This is a genomic window from Geoglobus ahangari, from assembly GCF_001006045.1.
In the GTDB taxonomy this organism is placed as follows: Archaea; Halobacteriota; Archaeoglobi; order Archaeoglobales; family Archaeoglobaceae; genus Geoglobus; species Geoglobus ahangari.
Genome location: NZ_CP011267.1, coordinates 765417 through 785793 on the forward strand (window position 1 = coordinate 765417; position 20377 = coordinate 785793).

Sequence of the window (20377 nt, forward strand, 5' to 3'; positions counted from 1 at the left end):
TGAACGGGTGATACAATGGACGTACAGCCAACCAGAATGGAGCTGATAAAGCTCAGAAGAAGGATAGCGATGGCCAAAAAGGGTCACGCGCTCCTCAAGATGAAGAGAGACGGCCTCATCATGGAGTTCAGAACGATCCTCGAGGATGCAAAGAAGGTCATAGACGAGATGGTTCAGAGGTACAAGGAGGCTCAGGAGAAGCTGGCCCTCGCCATGGCCGCAGACGGTGTCATCGCGGTGAAGTCCATTGCCCTGTCTGTTGAGAAGAGCCCAACCTTCACGCTTAAGAGGAAGAACATAATGGGCGTGGTTGTGCCGGTGATCAAAAGGGAGGTCGTGAGGAAGTCTCTTGCCGAGAGGAACTATGGAATAATCGGCACGAGCGCGAGGGTGGATGAGGCAGTTGAGGCATACGAGGCGCTGATTGACGCAATCCTTGAGGTGGCAGAGATAGAAACGACGCTGAAGAAGCTCATAGACGAGATAGAGAGGACGAAGAGGAGGGTTAACGCCCTCGAGTTCAAGGTCATTCCGGAGATGGAGGAGGCCGCGAGGTACATCACCTTCAAGCTCGAGGAGATGGACAGAGAGAACATCATCAGGCTGAAGAAGATCAAGAGCAAGAAAGAGCAGGCCGAGGCATGATCTCCGAGAGGATATTCCGCTGGCTGACGGACGAAGAGAATCTGGTGAGGATACTCAAGTACTGGTGGGTGATAAGCACCCTGAGGGTGGCGATAGGAACAATTCTATTTTTCATTATCGTTTTTGGGGTCTACGACCTTGCCGGACTGAGGTGAAGGATGTACTTCGAGATTTGGATCGACCTCTCGAGGAAAGAGGAGGTTGAGAAAGCCTTAAGGGAGCGCTTCATTGAGGTTTACGAGGCCTTCTACGACTACCACTACATAGTCAACGCCAACAGCGAGAGTGAGCTGATGAGCATAGATGGCGTAAAGCTTGTGAGGCGCCACTACGACTGCTGAAGATGAAACAGCTCAGGTTTTTGGGGATAGACGACAGCTTCTCGGGAGAGAGGGCGATAGTTGCCGGTGTTGTCACCGAGGGCAACTGCTACGTTGAGGGAGTGATGGTTGAGGAGATAACAGTAGACGGCCTCGACGTGACAGAGAAGATCGTAGGCATGGTTCGCAGGTCGAAGTTCAGGGAGCAGGTGAGGTGCATATTCCTCAACGGCGTAACTTTCGGCGGGTTCAACGTCGCTGACATCGAGGTGATCTCCTCATCCCTTTCAGTCCCGGTAATTGCCGTGATGCGGAAGAGGCCTGACTTTCTGGCCATTCAGGACGCGCTGAAAAACGTGGGTGATGCTGAAAGGAGGATGGAGGTGATAAGGAAGGCAGGTGAGGTTCACGAGGTTGACGGAGTATTCATTCAGTTCAAGGGGTGCGGTTACGAAGAGGCCGCATCGCTCCTCAAATCAGCCACGCTTAAGGGAAACGTTCCTGAGTGTCTTAGGCTTGCTCATCTGGTTGCCTCGGCTGTGATACACGGGGAAAGCAGGGGAAGGGTGTGAAATAAAAAATCAGGTTAGGAACTCCCACCTCTTTCCATCCTTGGTGAACACGTGCACCGTGCATGCGAGGCATAGGTCGAAGCTGTGAATGACTCTCACAACGTTCCACTGGTCTCCGTTCTCCATCGGAGTTCCGACGAGGGCCTCCTCAAGTGGCCCCGGATTTCCTTTAGAATCCCTCGGTGACACGTTCCACGTGGTTGGCGCTATAACCTGATAGTTCTCCACCCTTCCTGCACTTGCCCTCATCCAGTGGCCGAGGGCTCCTCGCGGAGCCTCTCGCAGCCCCACACCCTCACCGGTCACGTTGTCGGGGAACTCTATGTACGTCTTCCTACCGGCATATTCCTTGAGCTGCAGCAGCAGGCTCTCGAGGTAGTCTATCGTGAGCAGCTCCTCCTGAATTCTCGCTATGTTCCTCGCGAGTGCATTGCTTGCAGTCCTTCCTCCGGCGAGGCTCTTTCGGAGGTCGAGCGGATCGCCGTACTCCCATCCGTCCCTGAAGCCCTTGGCCACCATCCTTGCAAGGGGCCCCACCTCTGCTGGCTTGCCGTCATACCTGGGAGCCTTTGCCCACGTGTAGGCTCCGCTTTTTCCGTACTTCGGAACGAGCTTTCTGGTGTCCTCGTTCCCCACGTACTCTCCACCAGCGTCGTCCGAGTAGTAGGAGTGGGTGACGTCCTCGCCTATCTTCCTGTAGTCGAACTTCTCGAGGTCGCTTCCGTTGAAGAAGCCCGACGGGAAGAAGAGCTCTCCGTTCGCGTCACTCAGGAACCCGTAGGCGAGCATAGTTGCCGTCCTCTCTCCCATGTCCGCCAGCCCCATTCTGGCCATTACGACTATCAGCGACACGAGGTCGTAAAGCCCTCTACCAATCTCCGGATCGCTTGGAGGGGCAATCTCCTTACCTTCCTCAAGTTTCCTCGAAACGTCGTCGATTATGTACCCCGCCACGTCTGCCGTGTGCTCGAGCGTGCCCTTGCTCAGCCCGACACCTATCGCCCACTTTTTGACGTCGAGGACAATGCTTATCAGCCTGCTTATCACCTTCTCGTCTATCTCAAGGGTGACTCCGCCGGGCACGGGCGTCATTATGTGCGGAACCTTCCCTCCTATGTAGGCCATGGCCTGATGGAGCCTGCGCTGGGCAAAGACTGCCTCCTTCACCCCCTGACCCACCAGCGGGTCAAACCTCTTGAGCCCGGTCCTGTGGATCTGGTCGCAGAAGTCCGGCCCTGTCAGCGCGTAGGCCCACACCGGGTGGTCGAACACGAACTGGAGGCTCGCTATCACGTTCCTCATAAGCAGCGCAGCCTCCGGTATCCCGTGACCCCACTCGTTTCCGAGCCCTGCAGCGTTCTCTATGGCGAACAGGCTCGCGAGCCTGTGGTCGTTGTGGCACACTCCGCAGATCCTCTGCAGTATTATCGGCGCGTCTCTTATGTCCCTCCCAACGACAATCCTCTCAAAGCCCCTGAACATGGTTGCCAGAGCCTTCGCCTCTCTGACAACCCCACCCTCCACGTTCAGCCTGACTCCGTGGTGACCCTCAAGCCTTGTAACGGGATCAATTACCACTTCCATTCCTCACCACCTCCTCAACCCAGAGCGGATGCTCATCTTTCGCCTTCTCAAGCTCCATCCTGCCCGTGAAGATGACCTTGTTGAACGGGAAGAACTTCTTGCGGAGATGGCTGAAGTACATGTGCCAGCTCGCTATGAACACCACCGCAAGAATCGCCTCCTCCCAGTGGGCAACTCTGAAAGCAGCGAACCACTCGCCTGATGGGGAGAATATCTCCGGGTAGCTCAGCACGAGACCTGTTGAGATCATGATGACCATCCCCCAGAAGGCCCCCCAGTACTCAAACTTCTGGACGTAGCTGAACTTGTGGTACTTCGGCACCTCGCTCGACATTCCGAGAACGAACTTTACGTCGGCTACAAAGTCCTGAAAGTCCTTCTTTCTCGGGATCATTGTAGTCGGCCTTTTGGCGAGCGCCCAGAGCACGTGGTAAACTCCTGCTCCAATCATGACGAAGCTCGCCAGCCTGTGCCAGCCCCTGACCTCCTCCACGCCCCCCATCGCGTTTATCATCCACATTCCCCAGTCCGTGTACCTGTAGAGGAGCGGCAGGCCGGTTACGGCGAGAATTATGAAGCTCGTCAGAAGCAGAAGGTGCTGGAGCCTCTGATGGACATCAAACCTCTCCACGTACCTCATTCTTCCTTCCTCCTCTCCTTCTCAACCTTGCTCTCCCTTATGGCGTGTGTGACTATGTACGCGCCAGCACCAATCAGAACCGCGCCGGTCAGCGTTGTGAAGACTGTCTTGGTGAGGTCGATCTCAAGCCTGCTCTGGGCCTTGAAGAATGGTGAGGTCTCGTCCGGGAAGTTGGGGTGCATGCAGCCTATGCACGGCGCTCCGGCGTTCATGCACACATTTATGCCACCATTCCACTTCGTCTCGCTGCAGGCAGAGAAAGTCATTGGCCCCCTGCATCCGAGCTTGAACAGGCACTTGTTGTGCCTCATGTCGCTCTCGTGAAAGCTCTCGGCAAACCAGCCCTCGTCGTAGAACCCCCTCCTTGCGCAGTTGTCGTGAATGAGGCTGGAGAAGAAGACCTCTGGTCTCCAGTAGTCATCAAGCTTTGGTACTATCCCGAGCAGAACGCTCGCAAGCGTGACCATCAGCCAGTCAGGGTGGCCGGGGCACCCGGGAAGGAGCACAACCGGAACCGGTGGATTTCTCCCCTTCAGGAACTGGTAGAGACCTACAGCGTTCGTTGGACTTTTTCCATCGAAGTCCTTTCCCGACGGGATTCCACCGTAAGCTGCGCAGCTTCCGAATCCCACTATTGCAACCTTGGTCCTCGGAATCAGCTCATTCAGCCACTCGACCAGCGTGATCTCCTTTCCGTTCCTCTCTCCAAATGTGCACGCGCTCTCCATCTTGCCAGTAGGAATTGACCCCTCGAGGACGAGAACGTCCGGATCCTCCTCTTCGAGAACCCTTATCGCCTCATCACCGAAGGACGGCATGATGGTCGGGTGGAACGAGATCCCGACGCTCAGCTCCTCCACCGCATCATACAGATCGGGATCGCTGGCCTGCAGGAGCGAAACTGTGCAGGCCGAGTCACTCTGCCCCTGCAGCCAGAACAGCTTTACACCGGAGCTCTTTGCCTCTTCAAAGGCCTTGACGACATCTGTCTTGTACCTCATCAGAAACCCGGTCGCTCCGAGCGCTGCGAGGGCTTTGTTAAACTCCCTCCTGCTCAACCGCATCAAAACCCCTCCAGTTTTCAACAATTAATCATTTATATTTTTTGACATGATTAATAAATACAATCCAAATATTTAAAGTTTTCGCTGTTAATTCTGAGAAAAAATAAAATTTCTTTATTCAGTCCCTCGTGCCCCTTATCCTGAGCCTGTTGCCATCTATCTCAACCGAGTCAGGGAAAAAGCTGTTTATCACGTACGCGTTGCTCCTCGTGTGCATCGTCACCTCTGTGGTCGTGTACTCTGTCGTCCCCCTCGCTATTGCGCCGGCTATCATAACCTGATCCGCGAGGTGCCTGTCGAACGCACCACTCATTCCGAGCTCCCTCAGAAGCTCGAGGGCTGCCTCTTCTCCAACCTTCTCTGCCCTCTTTCCCTTCTCTCCGAGCGACACAGTTCCCTTGTACCCGCAGTAGATGGTTATCCCCGAGCCGGTAGAGTAGTCCCTCCTGACCTCTGTTTCTATCTCTGCCCTGTAGTTGCTGCTTTCGAGCAGCCTCCTTGCAGCTCTCGCCTGCCTCTCCGCTACGTGGGCCGGGAGGTTGGAACAGTGGCTCACGCCCCTGACAGCCTCGCATCTAACCTCCTCAAACCTCCTGCCCTCCAGCTCGCTCTCTCTGATGTGCACAACGACCTTTCCTCTTCCCTTGGGGTAGTATCCCCTCCTGATCACGTCAATGTCCAGATCTGCCCCAAGCTCCCTCAGTGCAGAGGAAGTGACGAACCTGAAGTAGTCTATGCTCGGGCTCCAGCTCACGTCAGTCCCACCTGTGATCTCGAGCCTGCATTCCTTTCCGGCGTGGAGGAGGGGCGGGAGAATCGTCTGGAGGAGCAGGGTTATGCTTCCGGCCGTGCCTATGTCTATCCTCAGATCCCTCACCCTCACCTCCCCGGGTCTGAAAATCACCCTCGTTGAGCCCGGCCTGAGCCCCTCCACTTCTGCGTTGCACAAAAGCTTTGCAGCCTCGATGCCCTTCATGTGCTGCGCCTTCAGCCCCGGCTTCGGCCTGTTCGCCCTTATGTTGTATATCTCCACCGCCTCACCCGTAACGCACGACAGAGCTATGGCGCTCCTCAGAATCTGGCCACCACCCTCCCCGTAGCTGCCATCTACCCGTATCATGATCCTCACCCCGTGATCGCTCTCCCCCGTATTTGACACTGCAGGTAAACTATAAAAGGTGACAGGTCATCAGCAACCTCGTGATATTCTGGTTCGCGGTGTTCGCGGTGAGCCTCGCCGTGCTGGTGAAGTCCTCGGACCACTTCACCCGCTCAGCTGAGAAGCTCGGGATTCGTCTCGGGCTGCCCCACTTCATCGTCGGAGTGACCATTGTTGCCGTCGGAACATCCCTCCCTGAGCTCGCGTCCTCCATCGCGGCCGTCTTTGCGGACTCGTCTGAGATCGTCGCTGGAAACGTGGTGGGGTCGAACATAACCAACATCTTCCTGATCATCGGCCTTGTGGGCATCGCGGGCAGGAGGATAGACATAAGCTACGACCTGCTGAAGGTGGATCTCCCCCTCCTGATGGCCTCCGCCTTCATGCTCCTGATCCTCGCCTACGATGGATCGTTCACAATCTTTGACGGGCTGATAGCCCTTGTCGGGCTTGTCATATATCTGGGCTATGCAGCAACATCCTCGAAAGACGTGCATGGCGAGAGGGGGACGTTCGGGGTGGTTGATGGTGCGGTGCTTGCCGGAAGCGCGATCCTGATCTACCTGAGTGCCGAGTACACTGTGAGGTCGGTTGTGGAGATCTCGCAGGCCCTCGGAGTGGGGACAGAGATTGTCGCCGCCACGGTTGTTGCGTTCGGCACGTCCCTTCCAGAGCTCTCGGTGAGCATGGTGGCAGCGAGAAGGAGGAAGGCTGAAATTGCCATCGGGAACGTGCTCGGCTCAAACGTGTTCAACTCCTTTGGCGTGATAGGCATCCCTGCCCTGTTTGGCACGGTCATATTCCCCGAAACGATAACGTCCTTCGCCCTGCCCTTCATGGTGGTCGCCACCCTCCTGTACTTCTTCATGACTCAGGATCGCCAGCTAACCTGCTGGGAGGGCGGAATGCTGCTGACCTTTTACGCCTTCTACCTCGGCAGGATGGTGGGAGTTCTTTAGCTAAAACAGGCTGATCTCTCCGTTCTCCTTTATTCCGACGGTTATCTGCCTCGTAACCTCTCTGTTCCTGAGCTTGTGACCGCACCTCTCAACGAGCAGCTTTATCAGCTCGGGGCCGCTGTACCTGATCTTTATTCCCATCTCGTCACCCTTCCTGTAGATTATCCCCGGTATCTCGTAGAGATCAATTCCCGGCGGTATGGACACTATCTGCGCGTCAACGAGCTGCTCCACAAGCCTGACGGTGTTGTACGCGAGCTCTATCTTCCTCTTCGCCTTCTTCTCTATCGCCGAGATGTTGCTCTTGGTCGTGCCGAGGTCTCTCGCTATCTCCTCGAGCTTCTCGCCCCTCAACCTCCTGAGGTACACCTCGAGCTGCCTCTCCGTCAGCAGTGAGTCAACCACTTTCATTTAACCAAACGTTAAAATACAACTGAATTGTTAAACCTTTCGATGCTCAGGAGGGACTTCATCAGGCTCTCCCTCGCGTGTGCGATCGCACTTGCCGGGTGCTCATCGAAAAGGCAGATCGAGGTAATGTACGCGGGCAGTCTGGTGAGGGAAATGGAGGAGCTGATAATCCCTGAGTTCGAGAGGAGATATGGCTATGGGGTGTCGTCAGAGGCGAGGGGGTCTGTTGCCATAGTGGAGATGGTAAAGGACGGGCTGAGGAGGCCTGACGTGGTGATCTCGGCCGATTACACCCTCCTGAACGAGCTCGCTCCCAAGTTCCTCGACAGGTACTACATCTTCGCCTCCAACAGTCTGGTGGTTGCCGGAAAAAGGGGCGTTCCGGAAAACTGGATAGACGCGATCCTGAGCGGAGAGGTGTCTGCGGGGATGAGCGATCCGGCCGTTGACCCGCTCGGCTACAGAACGCTGCTCATGTTCAGGCTCGCTGAGAAGTACTACGGGGAGAGTTTCTACGACGAGCTCGTGAGTAAGGTGAAGGTGTTCGCCCTCGAAACCGACCTGTCGGCAAACCTCTCTGCCGGAACGGTTGACATTGGATTTCTCTACAGGAACATGGCCGTCAATCACGGCCTGAACTTCCTCGAGCTGCCGGAGGAGATCGATCTCAGCAACCCGGATTTTGAGAGCCTGTACTCGACCGTCTCTGTCAGGGTAGGGGAGAGGGTCTACAGGGGGAAGGCGATCGCTTACGGGATCGCAGGGCTGAAGGGGATGAGGGGGAAGGAGTTCGTTGACTTTGTGCTCAGCGACGGCCTGCCTTTGCTCAGGAAGTCCGGACTGAAGACGTTTGTGAGGGAAGTGCGAGCATGAGAGTCGTTTATGCCCTATCTCTGCTGCTCCTCCTATACCTCTCTCTTCCAGCGATCTCAGCCCTTATGAGCCTCTCGCCTGCCGAAATCTCCACGATTGACCCCTCGCCCGTGCTCACCTCTCTTCTGTCCGCCACGCTGACGACCGCCATAGCCACAGTCCTCGGGGTTCCGCTGGCCTACAGGCTTTCGAGGATGGAGGGGAAGTTCAGGCCCATATTCGAGGCCGTCGTTCTGACCCCCATAGTCCTCCCGCCGATAGCATCCGGTTTGCTCATGCTGAAGCTCCTCTCTCCCTCTGGGCTCATAGGCTCGGTATCAGATCTTGCAGGGCTCAAGCTGACGAGGAGCTTCGCCGGAGTGGTTCTCGCACAGCTAATCGTTGCCTCCCCTTTCCTCGTGATCTCGTCCAAGGCCGGATTCGATGCGGTGGACAGGAGGCTCGAGTACGCGAGCAGGCTGATGGGCAAGAGCGAGTTTCAGACCTTTCTGAGGGTCTCGGTTCCACTCGCGAGGAGGAGCATAATCGCCGGAGTGATGATGTGCTTTGTGAGGAGCTTCGGGGAGTTTGGCGCCACGTTCATGCTCGCCTACCACCCGAAGACGCTCCCAATAGAGCTCTACACCTACTTCCTCTCCGGCGGAGTGGAGAAGGCCTCTGCGGTCGCGGTTGTGTTCTGGTTCGTCTCGCTCCTCTTCGTACTGATGCTTCGCAGGGAGGGTGGTAGAGTTGCTTGAGCTCAGGGGCATTGAGAAGAGGCTCGGAGAGTTCACAGTAAGCGTGGATGAGGTGTTTGACGGGATCACCGCCCTCATAGGACCCAGCGGCTCCGGAAAGACGACGCTCCTCAACATCATCGCCGGACTCGTCAGGCCCGAGAAGGGCAGGGTAATCCTCAACGGAAGGGACATAACCGGCCTTCCGCCGGAGAAGAGGAGAGTCGGGTACGTCTTTCAGGACTACGCCCTCTTCCCGCACATGACCGTAAGGGAGAACATACTCTACGCCGGGGACAATCTGGAGGTCGCGGAGATGCTGGGGATAGACCACCTCCTCGACAGAAAGGTTCACGAGCTCAGCGGCGGGGAGAAGCAGCGAACGGCCCTCGCAAGAGCACTCGCCGGAAACCCTGAAGTTCTCCTTCTGGACGAGCCCATGAGCAGCGTGGACGAGTTCCTCAGAAAGAGGCTCACTCTTGAGCTGTCGGCGGTGCTGAGAACCCTCGACGTCCCTGTGATCTACGTCACCCACAGCATCAGGGAGGCGCTTGTGGTGGCGGACGAAATAGCCGTCATGAGATCTGGGGAGGTAGTTCAGAAGGGAAGGACGGAGGAGGTCTACGAGTATCCGAGAAACAGGTTTGTTGCGGAGTTCACGGGCTTCGAAAACGTTTTCAGAGGGAAGATTGCCGAGAAGGGGAGCGATGGGACGGTCATAGAGTGGAGCGAGGGCGTGGTGCATGCTGGAAAGTGTGAGTTCGAGGAGGGGGAGGAGGTGTTCTTCGCTGTACGACCCGAATACGTGATGGTGATCAGGGAGGGCAAGGAGCTCGGGAGAAACCTCGAGGGCAACGTGTTCCCGGGGAGGATAGTCTCGAGGATGAAGGTGGGCCCGGCCCACGAGGTTCTCGTGAGCCTGGGGAAGGAGAGGGTTGTCGTGGTGATCCCCGATCACGCCTATCACAGGCTCGAAATCGAGAGGAGGGAGGAGATAAAAATAGGGTTCAAGAGGAACAGGATCAGGGTGTTCAGGCCTTAGCTCGACGTCCTTATCCTCCTCAGAACATCATCCGGCAGGAACTCCATTATGAAGTCGTAAACGTTGGGCGAGACCCACCTGACCTTCTCCCATCCGCCATCTCCCTTCAGAAAGCTCTTGGACTTCATGTAGGCGAAGCTCACACCAACGAACCCCTCCACCTGCTGCCCCACTATCAGCTTTTCCATCTCGTCGAACGTCAGGCCTATGGGCGTCTTCTTTTTATACCCGCGGTCAACGATTCCGAAGCCGTTCTCCTCCGGGATGTAGAAGACTATCGCCTCGGCGTAGTTGCCAGTTGACGGCGGGTTCTCAAGGGCAGAGTGGAGTTTCACCCTCTCTATCCTGAAGTCGCTCTTCTCCTGAACGGTTCTGTTCACGCCCTCGTATTCTCCCTTCTCCCCGTCTATCTCCTCGCCTTTCTCCACCGGGAAGTAGTAGTGGACGAGCTTGAGTTCCTCAGCAGACTTCGCCTCATTGTAGAGCGTGCCGCACGGCGAAGGTCTTTCGGGCGTGATTATGCAGACGTGGTTCGGAAGGTAGACCTGACACGAGATGCAGCCGTAGAACGTGTCCACGTCCCTTTCTCTCAGCCTGCTCGCCCTCTCCTCCCTTTCTGCATGCACTCTCGAGCTCCTGCTCAAGACGCGCTCGAACTCCTCCTCGTCGCACACTATCCTTACCCTCACCCTCTCCACGGCGGGTATTGCCTTTACCGCGTCGAATACAACCTTGCCCACGCAGTCGGGGGTGAACCTGCCTTCCGCATCCCTCGAAACAATGATCCTCACGTTCTCCTTCCTGAACCTGTACTCCACACCCTTCATTCTGTTTATTACCTCGGAGAATATGCTCTCTATCGCCTGAGCCGCGTCATCGCTAACCCCAGAGACGATCACGTGGATGCCGAGGAGATCGCTGCACTCCCCGACGACCTCTATCCCCTCGCTCTCAACCTCTCCTACCTCCACGAGCTCAAACCCCTTCAGCTCCCTGCCTTCCCTGACTCTCTCTCCTGAGAACAGCTCATCCATCTCGATGCAGTCAGCGTGAACGTCAATCTTGTCCGGATCCACAAACCTCTCGATCATATCATTTAAGTTGTGTCAGCCCGATAAATATCTGACCGGGTTTTTGCACAGCCCGTCAGAGGTGGTGTCATGCAGGTTGGCGTTATCGGCAGCGGTTCGTGCTATGACGACGTCTGCGAGTTTGCGTTCCGGCTGGGACAGCTGCTCGCGGAGAGAGGGTGTGTTGTGATCAACGGAGGGCTCGGAGGTGTGATGGAGGCGGTCAGCAGGGGGGTGTCGAGCAGGGGAGGTGTTGCAATCGGCATCGTTCCCGGAAAGGACAGGAGGGACGCTAACCCGTACTGCAAGTACGTGATAGCCACCAACATGGGCCACGCGAGGAACATGATAATCGTCCACTCCAGCGACGTTCTGGTGGCTGTGGGCGGGGGGTACGGTACGGTATCCGAGATGGCGATAGCCCTCAAGGAGGGGAAGAGGGTCGTGGCCTACAAACCTGCGGTAAAGCTTGAAGGCCTGATTGTGGTGAAAACTCCGGAGGAGGCGGTAAGCAAGGCTCTGGAGGGTCTGGAATGAAGGTGCTCGAGTTCGAGATGGACAGGGATGAGGTGCTCGACCTGACACCTCACGTGCAGAGGTTCGTGGAGGAGAGCGGTGAAAGGGAGGGAGCGGTCCTCGTCTTCTCAGTCGGCTCTACCGGTGCCGTGACCACCCTGGAGTACGAGCCGGGGCTGAAAAAGGATCTTCCCAGAATCATGGACAGGATCGCCCCCTACTCCGACCACTACGACCACCACCTCACGTGGAACGACGACAACGGCTCCTCCCACGTCAAGGCTGCGATAATCGGCCCCAGTGTTGTGGTTCCCTTCAGGGACGGAAGGCTGCTGCTCGGAACGTGGCAGCAGATCGTTCTGATAAACTTTGACACGAGAAGGAGGAAGAGGAAGGTGGTTTTGCAGGTTCTTTAGCAAACTTTAAATTTCACGCTTCGTTTTTTTAACCATGTCAAGGAAACTGCTCATTCTCGTCATCACGCTGCTCACTCTCATCGGAATCTCCCATGCTGCTCAGACGGTGACCAAGGACAACTACGCGGAACCCGTCATAGAGCCCAAGCTCAAGGACTACTACCTGCCCGGCGAAAGCCTGTCAGTCAACATGACCATAGAGCCCAAGACGAGTGACGATGCGGAAATCATCGATGGCAGGGTGTACGAGTTCAACACGTCTCTTGACGATCCCTCCATGCTCGTTACGGTGGAGTACGCCGGCTTCGGTGGAGGAGGCATCGTCACACCCGGAAAGGACTATGTGAAGGTGGACGTCAAGGACTGGGAGGGCGGGCTGAGCAGGATCGTGGTGGAAGTGAGCGGAAAGGTTCCGGAGGTCAGCCAGAGGATTGCAAGGATCGTCGTGATCGGTGTCGATATTCAGGATGCCGAGGGCGACGCAATCAGCCCCGTTGTCATAAATGTGGTCAACACCGCTCTGTTTTCTGAGTACATCTCCTCGCTGGAGAAGAGGTACGACAACCTCAGCGCAAAGGCCACCGAGCTGGAGAGCAAGGGTGTGGCGGTTGCGGACATAATAGTCAAACTCAACTCTGCGAAAACGAGGATAGACGACGGGAAGACCTACTTCAACGAGGGCAAGTACGGAGAGGCGAACACGTCCCTTGCACAGGCTGAGGAATACCTCAACGAGGCTGAGAACCTGATTCGAAAGACTGAGGTTGAGTTGCTCATCGAAACTGCGAAGGATAAGCTTGACATAATGTTCAACAAAATGACTGAGCTTGAGCTGCTCATTCAGAAGCTCAAGTCAAAGGACAAGAGCACGCTGAACTACGAGGTAAAGCTTGAGGAGTTCAAGCAGAGCTACTCTGAAATAGCCAAGAAGATCTCGCAGGCGGAGGACTACCTCAACAACGGCCTTTACGATGACGCAGAAAACACCGTAAACGATGCGATAAAGCAGATTGACGAGAGAACCTCGGAAATAAATAGCCTGATAGATGAGGTGGCCCCACAGGTCGAGGAGACTCCCACACCTCAGGAAACCGAGACACCTCAGGGCCCGGGCATAGGTGAGAGGGTATCGGAGTTCTTCTCCGGAATAGCCAGCTGGCTTTCTGAGAACAGGGACAGGATACTGCTGTACGGGGGAGGGGTTGTCGTCCTCGCGCTGCTCGGCTTCGTCGGTTACAGGGGTGTTAAGGCCTACATGAGGAGGAGGAAGTGGGACGAACTCAAGTAGCCTCAACGAGCCTCGCAAAGAACCTGTTGACCTCGTACAGGGGAGAACCGTAAATTTTTTCGAGCTTTGAGGCAGCTCTGCCACATCCCGCGTAGGGGCTTATTATCCCCGCCCCCTTCAGCTCTGCTATCACGACCCCTCCATCCCTCCCGTACCTCTCGCATATCTCGACGATCTCGTCTCCTGAGATCAGGAACTTGTGTCTTCTCTTCACAATCTCCCTCGCGATCTCAACGAAATCCTCGACCCTCTCCTCGCCGATCGCGGTGAAGTACTCTCTCACCGCCACCTGCCAGTCGCACCCGCTTTTGAACAGAACCCTTATTATGTAGGGAATCTCGAGATCCTGAACGCCTATCAGCCGGGTTCCCCAGGATAGCGAATCTCTGCTTGATGATACAGGAAAGGCGAGCTTTTCGGAGTCAAAAAACAGAACGAGCTCCTCGTCGAGCTCCTCCTTCGGGATGATACCGCTATCTGCATACCTCTCGAGGAGCGAGAAAGCTCGCTGAGCAACCTCGTCCTCGAACAAATCCTTCAGTCCATCTTGATGAGCGCACCGTACGGACATACCTCAACGCACTTGTAGCACTCGAGGCACTTGCTCGCATCCACCCTGACGACCTTGCCCCCCTCGGTTATCAGGGCTCCGGTGGGGCAGACCTGTATGCACCTTCCACACCCCTGACAGCCGAGAACTGCCGGCGGCATGACATCACCTCCTCACAACCTCACCATACTTGCTTCTGAACTCCTCAATCGTGTTTCTGACCTTGACACACCACTCTCTCAGGATTCTCTCCATGTCGTCAGCCACTTCAGGTGGAGAGAGGGCCTTGTAGGTGTAGTAGTACCCCCCGCCTCTGATGACCTTCTTGTCCCTCAGCACTATTCCTGCTATCATGAGCTTCTGAAGGGACTTGTACACGGTGTTCTCGCTCTTCCCAGATTCCCTGCTTATCTCCTCTATCCTCAGCTCCCCTCTGCTTATCAGGAGCTTGTAGGTCTGAATGTCACTCTCGTTGAGTCCATAGAAGCACTCGAGGATGTTCTCGCAGCTTAGGTTGGATATCGACTCCTTGAGGCCCCTCACAGCTCCTCCCTCCTCTCTCCCACCATTATGACCCTGTCGGCATACTCCCTCGCTATCTCTCCAAGTCTCCTCACGAACTCGTAGCTCGGCATCTCTGCATCGTCAAAGGGCTTGTCCCACTCTGGTTTCGACAGGAACTGGTAAACGAGAACCTCGTCCACCTTCCCTATCCTGCCCATCATCTTCCTGAACCTGTTCTCGTCAATGTACTCCGGTATGGCCCTGAACCAGATTCTGATCTTCTTCCCTGCACTCCTTGCGATCTCGATGCTCTTCATCAGGCTCTCCACGTATCTCCTTGCCCTCTCCTCGCTCAGCCCGGACAGCAGCGCCACTGACCTCACGTCGTCAAAGTCTCCCTTGAGCTCGAACACGTACCTGTCCACGAATGGCAACGTCTCCTCCACTCTCCTCGGCAGGAGGCCGTTCGTCTTGAGCGTAACTTCAGAGCCGTTCTCCTTGAGCAGCCTGAGCAGATCCACGAGGTCTCCGTGGACTGTTGGCTCGGCCCCACCAACGTAAACGTGCCTGCAGCCTTTCAGGGCTCTGGCTATCCTCTCAACGTCAACTTCCTCGGTCTCCTCGCTCAGGTGGACGCAGTAGGGGCACCGGAGGTTGCAGAGCCCCACATCAACCCTGCAACCCCCGTAGCTGATGACCCTCATGCCTTAATCTTCTCAATGGCCTTCTCTATTTCTCTCCTGACCACGCTTTCCGGCATAGCCCCGACGAAGCTGTTGACGACCTCGCCCTTGTAGAACATCAGCACGGTCGGTATGCTGAATATCCCGTACTTGAACGCCACGTTCGGGTTCTCGTCGGTGTTGAGCTTCGCGAACTCAACATCCGTGAACTCCTTCTCCAGCTTCTCGAGTATCGGGGTGAGCATCCTGCAGGGCATGCACCACTCGGCCCAGAAGTCCACGATCACGAGCTTGTCCTTGTTTATCTCCTCATCGAACGTGTTCTCATTCAGCACCTTCACACACAACACCTCCTCAGTTGTATTTGTACCTGCTAACGAGCCTTCTCAGCTCGGAGATGCTCGGGACTCCAAGGAGCACGTCCCTGTCGTTTATTATCAGGGCTGGCACTCCCGAGATCCCGAACCTCATCGCCTCTCTCAATCCCTCATCTGTCGTGACGCTCAGCTCGAGCGCCATGACGTCCTTTTCCTCCTCAACAAACCTCCTGACGACTTCCCTCGCTCTCGGGCAGTACGGACAGGTTGGGGACGTGAGGAGCTTTATCGTGATCACACCACATCACCTCCAGTACTCCTTTATCTCCAATGTGGTATTTAAGCTGAGAGTGGTTTTGACAAATGTGGTAAAAACCAAATGATTATTCGTTAGCTTTTATCTCCCTCATTATCCTGAGCTCCCTGATCAGCCTGTGGAGCTCTCCCGTATTGGCAGTTCTGTGGATTACGTAGGAGAACGGCAGGTTTGCGAGGAGCAAAAGTGCCGGAACAATCCAGTAAGATCCGACCCCGTACAGGAAGACGGCGTGAATGAGCATCACAAGATGCTCGAGGACTATTGCCCCGGAGTACAGCAGAACCCTCCTCTCCTGGGTGGCCTTCAGGTAGCTCAGGTAGTCCACCTTGACTCCAAACTCCAGCGGGGAGTACCTGTAGAACCCCTCCACCTTTATGCCCGCGAGAAGCGCGGAGATGCACCTGCCCACGAGGAAGGTGAAGTACAGCGTTAGAAGTTCTGCAACAACAATCCCCGCGAGCTTCAGACCTTCAGACACGGGGCTGGTCGCAATGGTGTAGAGCAGGATGTTTGAGAGGGTGAAGAGGAACAGGAACGCGAGAAATCCGGGCCAGAATCCAATTATAATTCTCCTTCCAAAGATCCTGTCTCTTATCTCAGCAGCTTTGCGGAGCACCTCCTCATCCCTAACGCTTTCTCGTTTTATCCTGCCGACAACTCTCCAGAATTCTCTCCTGACCTCTTTTCCCTCCTTCAGCTCAGTCTCGATGCGCTCCAGCTCGTTCAGCAGGTTCACGTTCATCTTCTGTGTAGATCTCAATAAGCGTTTCCATTCGAAACGTTTTTAAATCAAATTTATTTGACTTTTTGTCAATGAAGTCGAATTTAATGTTGGTGCTGGTTATCGCTGCTGCGCTCCTCCTCACGGGTTGCGCGCAGCAGGAAGAGAAACCCGCGCTGCAGACGACCGTGAAGTACGCCAAGAACTTCCAGCTCGAGTACCACGACGGGTACAAGATACTGAAGGTGAAGCAGGGGAACGAATGGGTGACGTACGTTCTGTACAGGGACAAAAAGCCGGACGTTGAGGGAATTCCGGTGAAAATCCCAGTGAAGCGACTGGTTGTGATGTCCTCCACCCACATCGCCCAGCTTGAGGCGATAAACGCCACAGACAGCATTGTGGGGTTCATGTGGGGTGGCAGGTACAGCATCTACTTCGAGGATGTGAAGAGGGCCCTCGAGGACGGCAGGATCGTGGACGTGGGCTCTTCAAGGGCGCCGGACTACGAGAAGATCCTCGAGCTGAAGCCAGATCTGGTTGTGATATACGTGACCCCGTACAACGAGGAGGTCAAAAAGAAGCTTGACGAGCTTGGCACTCCGTATGTCATAGACAGCGAGTGGCTCGAGAACGACCCCCTCGGGAGGGCAGAGTGGGTGAAGTTCTTTGCAGCCCTCATGGATAAGGAGGGGCAGGCCGACAGGTACTTTGACAGGGTGGAGGAGAACGTCCTGAGTGTTAAGAAGGCTGTAGAGGGTCTCGACAGTCCTAAGCTCCTCTGGTGCTCGATTTACAAGGGCAAGGTGTACGTTCCCAAGGGTGAGAGCTATGTGGCCAGGATGGCAGAGTACGCAAACGCCGATTACCTCTTCAAGGACGTCTCTGGGACTGGGAGTGCAACGGTAACTCTCGAGGAGCTGCTGCTGAGGGGAAGTGAGGCGGACCTCATGGTTTACTCCTCGTACAGGGTGAAGAGCATCGATGACCTGCTCGGCGTGGACAGCAGGCTCTCGGAAATAAAGGCCGTGAAGAACGGAAACGTTTACAGGATCTCCGATGACTACTGGCAGCTTGGCCTGCTGTACACCGACGTTGTGGTTAAAGACCTCGCGGCGATAGCTCATCCGGAGAAGTTCCCGGACTACGAGCCGAGGTTCTTTGTAAAGCTCGAGTAGGTATGAGATCAGCGCTGTTGCTCTTCCTATTTTTTGCCTCTCTCGCCTCAGTGCTCGCGGGCTTCATGCTCGGGTCGGTTGCCGCGTCACTTGAGGATCTCCTCGATGCCATCAGCGGGAAAGACAACATAAAGGGCTACATAATTCTCAACGTCAGAGTTCCGAGGACGCTTGGGGCTTACATTGGAGGTGCGGCCCTCGCTCTGAGTGGTCTGATGCTCCAGACGTACTTCAGAAACCCCCTTGCCGGCCCATATGTGCTCGGGATATCCTCTGCAGCATCTCTCGGCGTCGCGCTTTACGTGCTCGCGGGGGTGGGCTGGAGCTACTACGGCCTTGTGGGTTCTTCGATGCTCGGCTCTCTCGTCGCGATACTCTTCGTCCTCGTCCTTGCGAGCAGGGTCAGGAGCGCGGTAACCCTGCTCATAGCCGGACTGATGTTCGGGTACGTCTTCGGGGCGGTGGAGAGGATACTGATAACCTTTGCCGAGAGCCGGCAGGTTCACGAGTTCGTTCTCTGGACTTTTGGCAGCTTTTCCGGGGTGACGTGGGACGATCTGAGGATATTCTCGGCACTCGTTCTCGTCTCCCTAATGCTCTCTGTGGCTCTCGCAAAGCCGCTCAATGCCATGCTTCTCGGGGAGGAATACGCGAGGAGCATGGGTGTTGACGTTAGGGCCGTGAGGGTGGCTGTTGTCACCATGTCGAGCTTTCTGGCCGCTCTGGTTACGGCATTTGCAGGAATAGTCGCGTTCATAGGGCTTGCAGTTCCCCACATCGTCCGCATGCTCTTCAGGACTTCAGACCACAGGGTTTTAATTCCCGCAGTTTCCGTGTGCGGTGCCCTGATAACCGTAATCTGTGACATCGTGGCGAGGACAATTGCATCTCCCGTGGAACTTCCAATAAGCGTTGTGACCTCCCTCTTCGGAGCACCGATAGTCGTGCTGCTGATAATGAAACGAAGACGTGTTGGCTGATTCACACAGCCCTTCTCACATCATTTACCACTCTGGCAATGCTCTCGGCATCGAGATCCCTGAGCCTGTGGTGAACGGCGCCGGTTATCGCGGCTATCTCTCTCGCGAATCCGAGGGAGACGTGATCGTCAGCGTCCACCAAGACGGTTGAGATGTCCTCTCTGGCTATCGCCTCGCAGATGCTCACAACCTCCTCCTTGATGTCTCCACCGGAAAGGGACACGTTTGCCCTTCCGTCGCTGATCAGAACGAGAATGGGGACGTAGCCCCTTCTCTTTTCCATCTTGAGCAGCTCGTATGCCCTGTACAGCCCTGCGGACAGTGGAGTCTTCCCGCCGGCCGGCATCTCATCCACTTTGCTGGCTGCAAGCTGCGGAGAAGTCGTGGGAGGGACAACGAGTTCGGCCGAGCCGTTCCGAAACACGATTAGGGAGACCCTGTCCCTCCTGACGTAGGAGTCTCGAAGGAGGCTCATCAGCACGCCCTTTGCTATCTGCATCCTCCTGAGCGCTGCCATCGACCCGCTCGCGTCAACGACGAGAGCTATGCTGGCCACCGACTTACCGGAGCACCTCCAGTACCTGAAGTCGTGGGGGAGCACCGCACGTCTCCCCCTTGAGAATGCGGCTCTGAGGGTTGGGATAATCGCCAGGCTCTCGCCAACAAGGCCAAACCTCACGTACCTGCCGCTCGGTGACGGCGACTTCACCCTCTTTCCCTTCCAGCCCGCTCTCCTGCTTCTGACCTCGAACTTCGGGATGCTCGCGTTCGAGGCGTCGAATCTCCTCTCGCTCCTCCCGGGTACCTCGCGGTCTGAGTCCCCCTCACCCCCGTCATCCTCTCCATCAAGGAACTCGTTCAGGAGCTCCTCAACCCTGTCGAACTCGATCCGGGGGCTCTCGAAGGGCTTCGACTTGACCCTGTGGGGAAGTGTGAGCTCTGCCGCCTCAACAACGTCCCTGACCTCCACCCTCCTCCGCCCGTTGTAGGCTGCGATGGCCTTGGCGGCTCTGAGGGTTGTTATGTCGGCCCTGTGGGTCTCTATGCCGAGCTCACCGCAGAGCTTAGATATGGCCATGACGATCTCGTCTCCAGCCTCGACCTCCCTGAGTAGCTCTCTGGCCATCTGTATCCTTCTCCTGAGTGCCTCCTGCTCCCCCTCGAACTTTCTCCTGAACCCCTCCGGATCCTCAGAGAACTCCTCGGCCCTTTTTACAACCTCCGCCCTGAGCTCGGGATCGGTTATTGCCCTGACATCCACCACCATGCCGAACCTGTCCAGCAGCTGGGGCCTGAGCTCGCCCTCCTCCGGGTTCATTGTGCCCACGAGGATGAACCTTGACGGGTGGCGCACCGAAACTCCTTCCCTCTCCACAACGTTCCACCCGCTCGCGGCAACGTCAAGCAGCGTGTCAACAAGGTGGTCGTCGAGCAGGTTGACCTCGTCTATGTAGAGTATGCTGTTGTTGGCCTCGGCCAGAATCCCGGGGCGGAAGGAGACCACACCCTCCTTCAGGGCCGACTCCACGTCAACTGTCCCGACCACCATGTCCTCGGTGGCCGAGAGAGGGAGCTCCACCACCCGCATCCTCCTCTTCGTGAAGCTCAGCTCCCCTTTCCTGGCTTTCTCAGTACATTCCTGGCACAGCCTGTCCGGGGTGCAGCTGAACGCACAGCCGGATACCTCGATCTCGGGCAGAACCTCTGCGAGGGCCCTGACCGCTGTCGACTTCCCCGTGCCCTTGTCACCCCTGAGCAGCACACCGCCAATCTGCGGGTTTATTGCGTTGAGGATCAGGGCCTTCTTCATCTTTTCCTGCCCGACTATCGCGGAGAACGGATACACGTGA

At 56.2% G+C, this 20377-nt stretch carries 27 protein-coding genes; 13 read left to right on the forward strand and 14 right to left on the reverse strand.

All coding sequences use genetic code 11. The features are described from left to right. Positions 1–15: 15 nt before the first annotated feature. From GAH_RS04495 to GAH_RS04505, 4 genes are read left to right on the forward strand one after another with little or no spacing between them, the layout of a single operon-like run. Positions 16–645 carry a V-type ATP synthase subunit D gene (locus GAH_RS04495; protein WP_048094945.1) on the forward strand — a complete coding sequence of 210 codons (630 nt, stop codon included), beginning with the start codon at positions 16–18 and terminating at the stop codon, positions 643–645. Beyond that, positions 642–800, forward strand: a complete 159-nt coding sequence (locus tag GAH_RS10675; RefSeq protein WP_156967390.1) for a hypothetical protein — start codon at positions 642–644, stop codon at positions 798–800. The genes GAH_RS04495 and GAH_RS10675 overlap by 4 nt, the downstream gene beginning before the upstream one ends. A gap of 3 nt (positions 801–803) precedes the next feature. After that, entirely contained in the window at positions 804–986 is a 183-nt protein-coding gene (locus GAH_RS04500) for a hypothetical protein (protein ID WP_048094946.1), read from the forward strand. Positions 987–988: 2 nt separating this feature from the next. Beyond that, the gene (locus tag GAH_RS04505; RefSeq protein WP_048094947.1) at positions 989–1537 is read left to right on the forward strand and encodes an endonuclease dU; all 549 of its coding nucleotides are present in this window, start codon (positions 989–991) and stop codon (positions 1535–1537) included. Positions 1538–1546: 9 nt separating this feature from the next. Here GAH_RS04505 and GAH_RS10330 read toward each other — a convergent pair whose 3' ends face one another. The 4 genes from GAH_RS10330 to rtcA all read right to left on the reverse strand — a co-directional run bounded on the left by GAH_RS10330 (position 1547) and on the right by rtcA (position 5945). Continuing rightward, positions 1547–3121 carry a nickel-dependent hydrogenase large subunit gene (locus GAH_RS10330; protein ID WP_052747761.1) on the reverse strand — a complete coding sequence of 525 codons (1575 nt, stop codon included), beginning with the start codon at positions 3119–3121 and terminating at the stop codon, positions 1547–1549. After that, positions 3105–3761 (reverse strand): formate dehydrogenase subunit gamma, encoded by a 657-nt coding sequence (locus GAH_RS04515; RefSeq protein WP_048094948.1) that lies wholly within the window; start codon positions 3759–3761, stop codon positions 3105–3107. Before GAH_RS04515 ends, GAH_RS10330 begins: the two co-directional genes overlap by 17 nt. Beyond that, positions 3758–4825, reverse strand: coding sequence for a hydrogenase small subunit (locus GAH_RS04520; RefSeq protein WP_084632279.1), 1068 nt, complete (start codon positions 4823–4825; stop codon positions 3758–3760). Before GAH_RS04520 ends, GAH_RS04515 begins: the two co-directional genes overlap by 4 nt. A 118-nt stretch (positions 4826–4943) precedes the next feature. Beyond that, positions 4944–5945 (reverse strand): RNA 3'-terminal phosphate cyclase, encoded by a 1002-nt coding sequence (gene rtcA, locus GAH_RS04525; protein ID WP_052747867.1) that lies wholly within the window; start codon positions 5943–5945, stop codon positions 4944–4946. An 80-nt stretch (positions 5946–6025) separates the two neighbouring features. Between rtcA and GAH_RS04530 the strand changes: the two genes are divergently transcribed. Further along, positions 6026–6943, forward strand: coding sequence for a calcium/sodium antiporter (locus tag GAH_RS04530; protein WP_156967391.1), 918 nt, complete (start codon positions 6026–6028; stop codon positions 6941–6943). On the opposite strand, the gene GAH_RS04535 is transcribed toward GAH_RS04530, so the two are convergent. Then, entirely contained in the window at positions 6944–7354 is a 411-nt protein-coding gene (locus GAH_RS04535) for a Tfx family DNA-binding protein (RefSeq protein WP_048094951.1), read from the reverse strand. A gap of 42 nt (positions 7355–7396) precedes the next feature. Between GAH_RS04535 and GAH_RS04540 the strand changes: the two genes are divergently transcribed. The 3 genes from GAH_RS04540 to GAH_RS04550 are packed head-to-tail and all read left to right on the forward strand — an operon-like array spanning position 7397 to position 9985. Continuing rightward, entirely contained in the window at positions 7397–8227 is an 831-nt protein-coding gene (locus GAH_RS04540) for an extracellular solute-binding protein (protein ID WP_052747762.1), read from the forward strand. Continuing rightward, positions 8224–8964, forward strand: a complete 741-nt coding sequence (locus tag GAH_RS04545; protein ID WP_048094952.1) for a molybdate ABC transporter permease subunit — start codon at positions 8224–8226, stop codon at positions 8962–8964. Before GAH_RS04540 ends, GAH_RS04545 begins: the two co-directional genes overlap by 4 nt. Beyond that, positions 8957–9985: an ABC transporter ATP-binding protein gene (locus tag GAH_RS04550; protein ID WP_048094953.1), complete on the forward strand. Its 1029-nt coding sequence runs from the start codon at positions 8957–8959 to the stop codon at positions 9983–9985. Before GAH_RS04545 ends, GAH_RS04550 begins: the two co-directional genes overlap by 8 nt. On the opposite strand, the gene GAH_RS04555 is transcribed toward GAH_RS04550, so the two are convergent. Continuing rightward, positions 9982–11076, reverse strand: a complete 1095-nt coding sequence (locus GAH_RS04555; RefSeq protein WP_048094954.1) for a hypothetical protein — start codon at positions 11074–11076, stop codon at positions 9982–9984. The two genes, GAH_RS04550 and GAH_RS04555, sit on opposite strands and share 4 nt — an antisense overlap. A gap of 69 nt (positions 11077–11145) precedes the next feature. On the opposite strand from GAH_RS04555, the gene GAH_RS04560 reads away from it, so the two are divergent. From GAH_RS04560 to GAH_RS04570, 3 genes are read left to right on the forward strand one after another with little or no spacing between them, the layout of a single operon-like run. Further along, positions 11146–11592: a TIGR00725 family protein gene (locus GAH_RS04560; RefSeq protein WP_048094956.1), complete on the forward strand. Its 447-nt coding sequence runs from the start codon at positions 11146–11148 to the stop codon at positions 11590–11592. Next, a complete protein-coding gene (locus tag GAH_RS04565) occupies positions 11589–11987 on the forward strand; it encodes a secondary thiamine-phosphate synthase enzyme YjbQ (protein WP_048094957.1) in 399 nt (132 codons plus the stop codon). Before GAH_RS04560 ends, GAH_RS04565 begins: the two co-directional genes overlap by 4 nt. Positions 11988–12021: 34 nt before the next feature. Continuing rightward, positions 12022–13275: a coiled-coil domain-containing protein gene (locus GAH_RS04570; protein WP_048094958.1), complete on the forward strand. Its 1254-nt coding sequence runs from the start codon at positions 12022–12024 to the stop codon at positions 13273–13275. Here the strand turns inward: GAH_RS04570 and GAH_RS04575 are convergent. The 7 genes from GAH_RS04575 to GAH_RS04605 all read right to left on the reverse strand — a co-directional run bounded on the left by GAH_RS04575 (position 13268) and on the right by GAH_RS04605 (position 16390). Beyond that, positions 13268–13807 (reverse strand): hypothetical protein, encoded by a 540-nt coding sequence (locus GAH_RS04575; RefSeq protein ID WP_048094959.1) that lies wholly within the window; start codon positions 13805–13807, stop codon positions 13268–13270. The two genes, GAH_RS04570 and GAH_RS04575, sit on opposite strands and share 8 nt — an antisense overlap. A 5-nt stretch (positions 13808–13812) precedes the next feature. Next, positions 13813–13986 (reverse strand): 4Fe-4S binding protein, encoded by a 174-nt coding sequence (locus GAH_RS04580; RefSeq protein ID WP_048094960.1) that lies wholly within the window; start codon positions 13984–13986, stop codon positions 13813–13815. Positions 13987–13990: 4 nt separating this feature from the next. Next, positions 13991–14368 carry a helix-turn-helix domain-containing protein gene (locus tag GAH_RS04585; RefSeq protein ID WP_048094962.1) on the reverse strand — a complete coding sequence of 126 codons (378 nt, stop codon included), beginning with the start codon at positions 14366–14368 and terminating at the stop codon, positions 13991–13993. After that, complete coding sequence (locus tag GAH_RS04590; protein WP_048094963.1) at positions 14365–15033, reverse strand: radical SAM protein; 669 nt, start codon at positions 15031–15033, stop codon at positions 14365–14367. The genes GAH_RS04585 and GAH_RS04590 overlap by 4 nt, the downstream gene beginning before the upstream one ends. Further along, complete coding sequence (gene trxA, locus GAH_RS04595) at positions 15030–15353, reverse strand: thioredoxin (RefSeq protein ID WP_048094964.1); 324 nt, start codon at positions 15351–15353, stop codon at positions 15030–15032. Before trxA ends, GAH_RS04590 begins: the two co-directional genes overlap by 4 nt. A 13-nt stretch (positions 15354–15366) precedes the next feature. Next, complete coding sequence (locus GAH_RS04600) at positions 15367–15627, reverse strand: thioredoxin family protein (RefSeq protein WP_048094965.1); 261 nt, start codon at positions 15625–15627, stop codon at positions 15367–15369. An 85-nt stretch (positions 15628–15712) separates the two neighbouring features. Beyond that, complete coding sequence (locus tag GAH_RS04605) at positions 15713–16390, reverse strand: hypothetical protein (protein WP_156967392.1); 678 nt, start codon at positions 16388–16390, stop codon at positions 15713–15715. Positions 16391–16461: 71 nt separating this feature from the next. On the opposite strand from GAH_RS04605, the gene GAH_RS04610 reads away from it, so the two are divergent. Next, positions 16462–17547: an ABC transporter substrate-binding protein gene (locus tag GAH_RS04610; RefSeq protein WP_048094968.1), complete on the forward strand. Its 1086-nt coding sequence runs from the start codon at positions 16462–16464 to the stop codon at positions 17545–17547. Positions 17548–17564: 17 nt separating this feature from the next. After that, positions 17565–18527 carry a FecCD family ABC transporter permease gene (locus tag GAH_RS04615; protein WP_245604093.1) on the forward strand — a complete coding sequence of 321 codons (963 nt, stop codon included), beginning with the start codon at positions 17565–17567 and terminating at the stop codon, positions 18525–18527. A 1-nt stretch (position 18528) separates the two neighbouring features. On the opposite strand, the gene GAH_RS04620 is transcribed toward GAH_RS04615, so the two are convergent. Beyond that, complete coding sequence (locus tag GAH_RS04620) at positions 18529–20373, reverse strand: VWA domain-containing protein (RefSeq protein WP_218915479.1); 1845 nt, start codon at positions 20371–20373, stop codon at positions 18529–18531. Positions 20374–20377 lie beyond the last annotated feature (4 nt).

Excerpts from the sequence above, each read along its gene's own strand:
- GAH_RS04495 (WP_048094945.1), top strand. The coding sequence starts at position 16 with ATGGACGTACAGCCAACCAGAATGGAGCTGATAAAGCTCAGAAGAAGG.
- GAH_RS10675 (WP_156967390.1), top strand. The coding sequence starts at position 642 with ATGATCTCCGAGAGGATATTCCGCTGGCTGACGGACGAAGAGAATCTG.
- GAH_RS04500 (WP_048094946.1), top strand. The coding sequence starts at position 804 with ATGTACTTCGAGATTTGGATCGACCTCTCGAGGAAAGAGGAGGTTGAG.
- GAH_RS04505 (WP_048094947.1), top strand. The coding sequence starts at position 989 with ATGAAACAGCTCAGGTTTTTGGGGATAGACGACAGCTTCTCGGGAGAG.
- GAH_RS10330 (WP_052747761.1), bottom strand. The coding sequence starts at position 3,121 with ATGGAAGTGGTAATTGATCCCGTTACAAGGCTTGAGGGTCACCACGGA.
- GAH_RS04515 (WP_048094948.1), bottom strand. The coding sequence starts at position 3,761 with ATGAGGTACGTGGAGAGGTTTGATGTCCATCAGAGGCTCCAGCACCTT.
- GAH_RS04520 (WP_084632279.1), bottom strand. The coding sequence starts at position 4,825 with ATGCGGTTGAGCAGGAGGGAGTTTAACAAAGCCCTCGCAGCGCTCGGA.
- rtcA (WP_052747867.1), bottom strand. The coding sequence starts at position 5,945 with ATGATACGGGTAGATGGCAGCTACGGGGAGGGTGGTGGCCAGATTCTG.
- GAH_RS04535 (WP_048094951.1), bottom strand. The coding sequence starts at position 7,354 with ATGAAAGTGGTTGACTCACTGCTGACGGAGAGGCAGCTCGAGGTGTAC.
- GAH_RS04540 (WP_052747762.1), top strand. The coding sequence starts at position 7,397 with ATGCTCAGGAGGGACTTCATCAGGCTCTCCCTCGCGTGTGCGATCGCA.
- GAH_RS04545 (WP_048094952.1), top strand. The coding sequence starts at position 8,224 with ATGAGAGTCGTTTATGCCCTATCTCTGCTGCTCCTCCTATACCTCTCT.
- GAH_RS04555 (WP_048094954.1), bottom strand. The coding sequence starts at position 11,076 with ATGATCGAGAGGTTTGTGGATCCGGACAAGATTGACGTTCACGCTGAC.
- GAH_RS04560 (WP_048094956.1), top strand. The coding sequence starts at position 11,146 with ATGCAGGTTGGCGTTATCGGCAGCGGTTCGTGCTATGACGACGTCTGC.
- GAH_RS04565 (WP_048094957.1), top strand. The coding sequence starts at position 11,589 with ATGAAGGTGCTCGAGTTCGAGATGGACAGGGATGAGGTGCTCGACCTG.
- GAH_RS04570 (WP_048094958.1), top strand. The coding sequence starts at position 12,022 with ATGTCAAGGAAACTGCTCATTCTCGTCATCACGCTGCTCACTCTCATC.
- GAH_RS04580 (WP_048094960.1), bottom strand. The coding sequence starts at position 13,986 with ATGCCGCCGGCAGTTCTCGGCTGTCAGGGGTGTGGAAGGTGCATACAG.
- GAH_RS04590 (WP_048094963.1), bottom strand. The coding sequence starts at position 15,033 with ATGAGGGTCATCAGCTACGGGGGTTGCAGGGTTGATGTGGGGCTCTGC.
- GAH_RS04605 (WP_156967392.1), bottom strand. The coding sequence starts at position 16,390 with ATGAACGTGAACCTGCTGAACGAGCTGGAGCGCATCGAGACTGAGCTG.
- GAH_RS04610 (WP_048094968.1), top strand. The coding sequence starts at position 16,462 with ATGAAGTCGAATTTAATGTTGGTGCTGGTTATCGCTGCTGCGCTCCTC.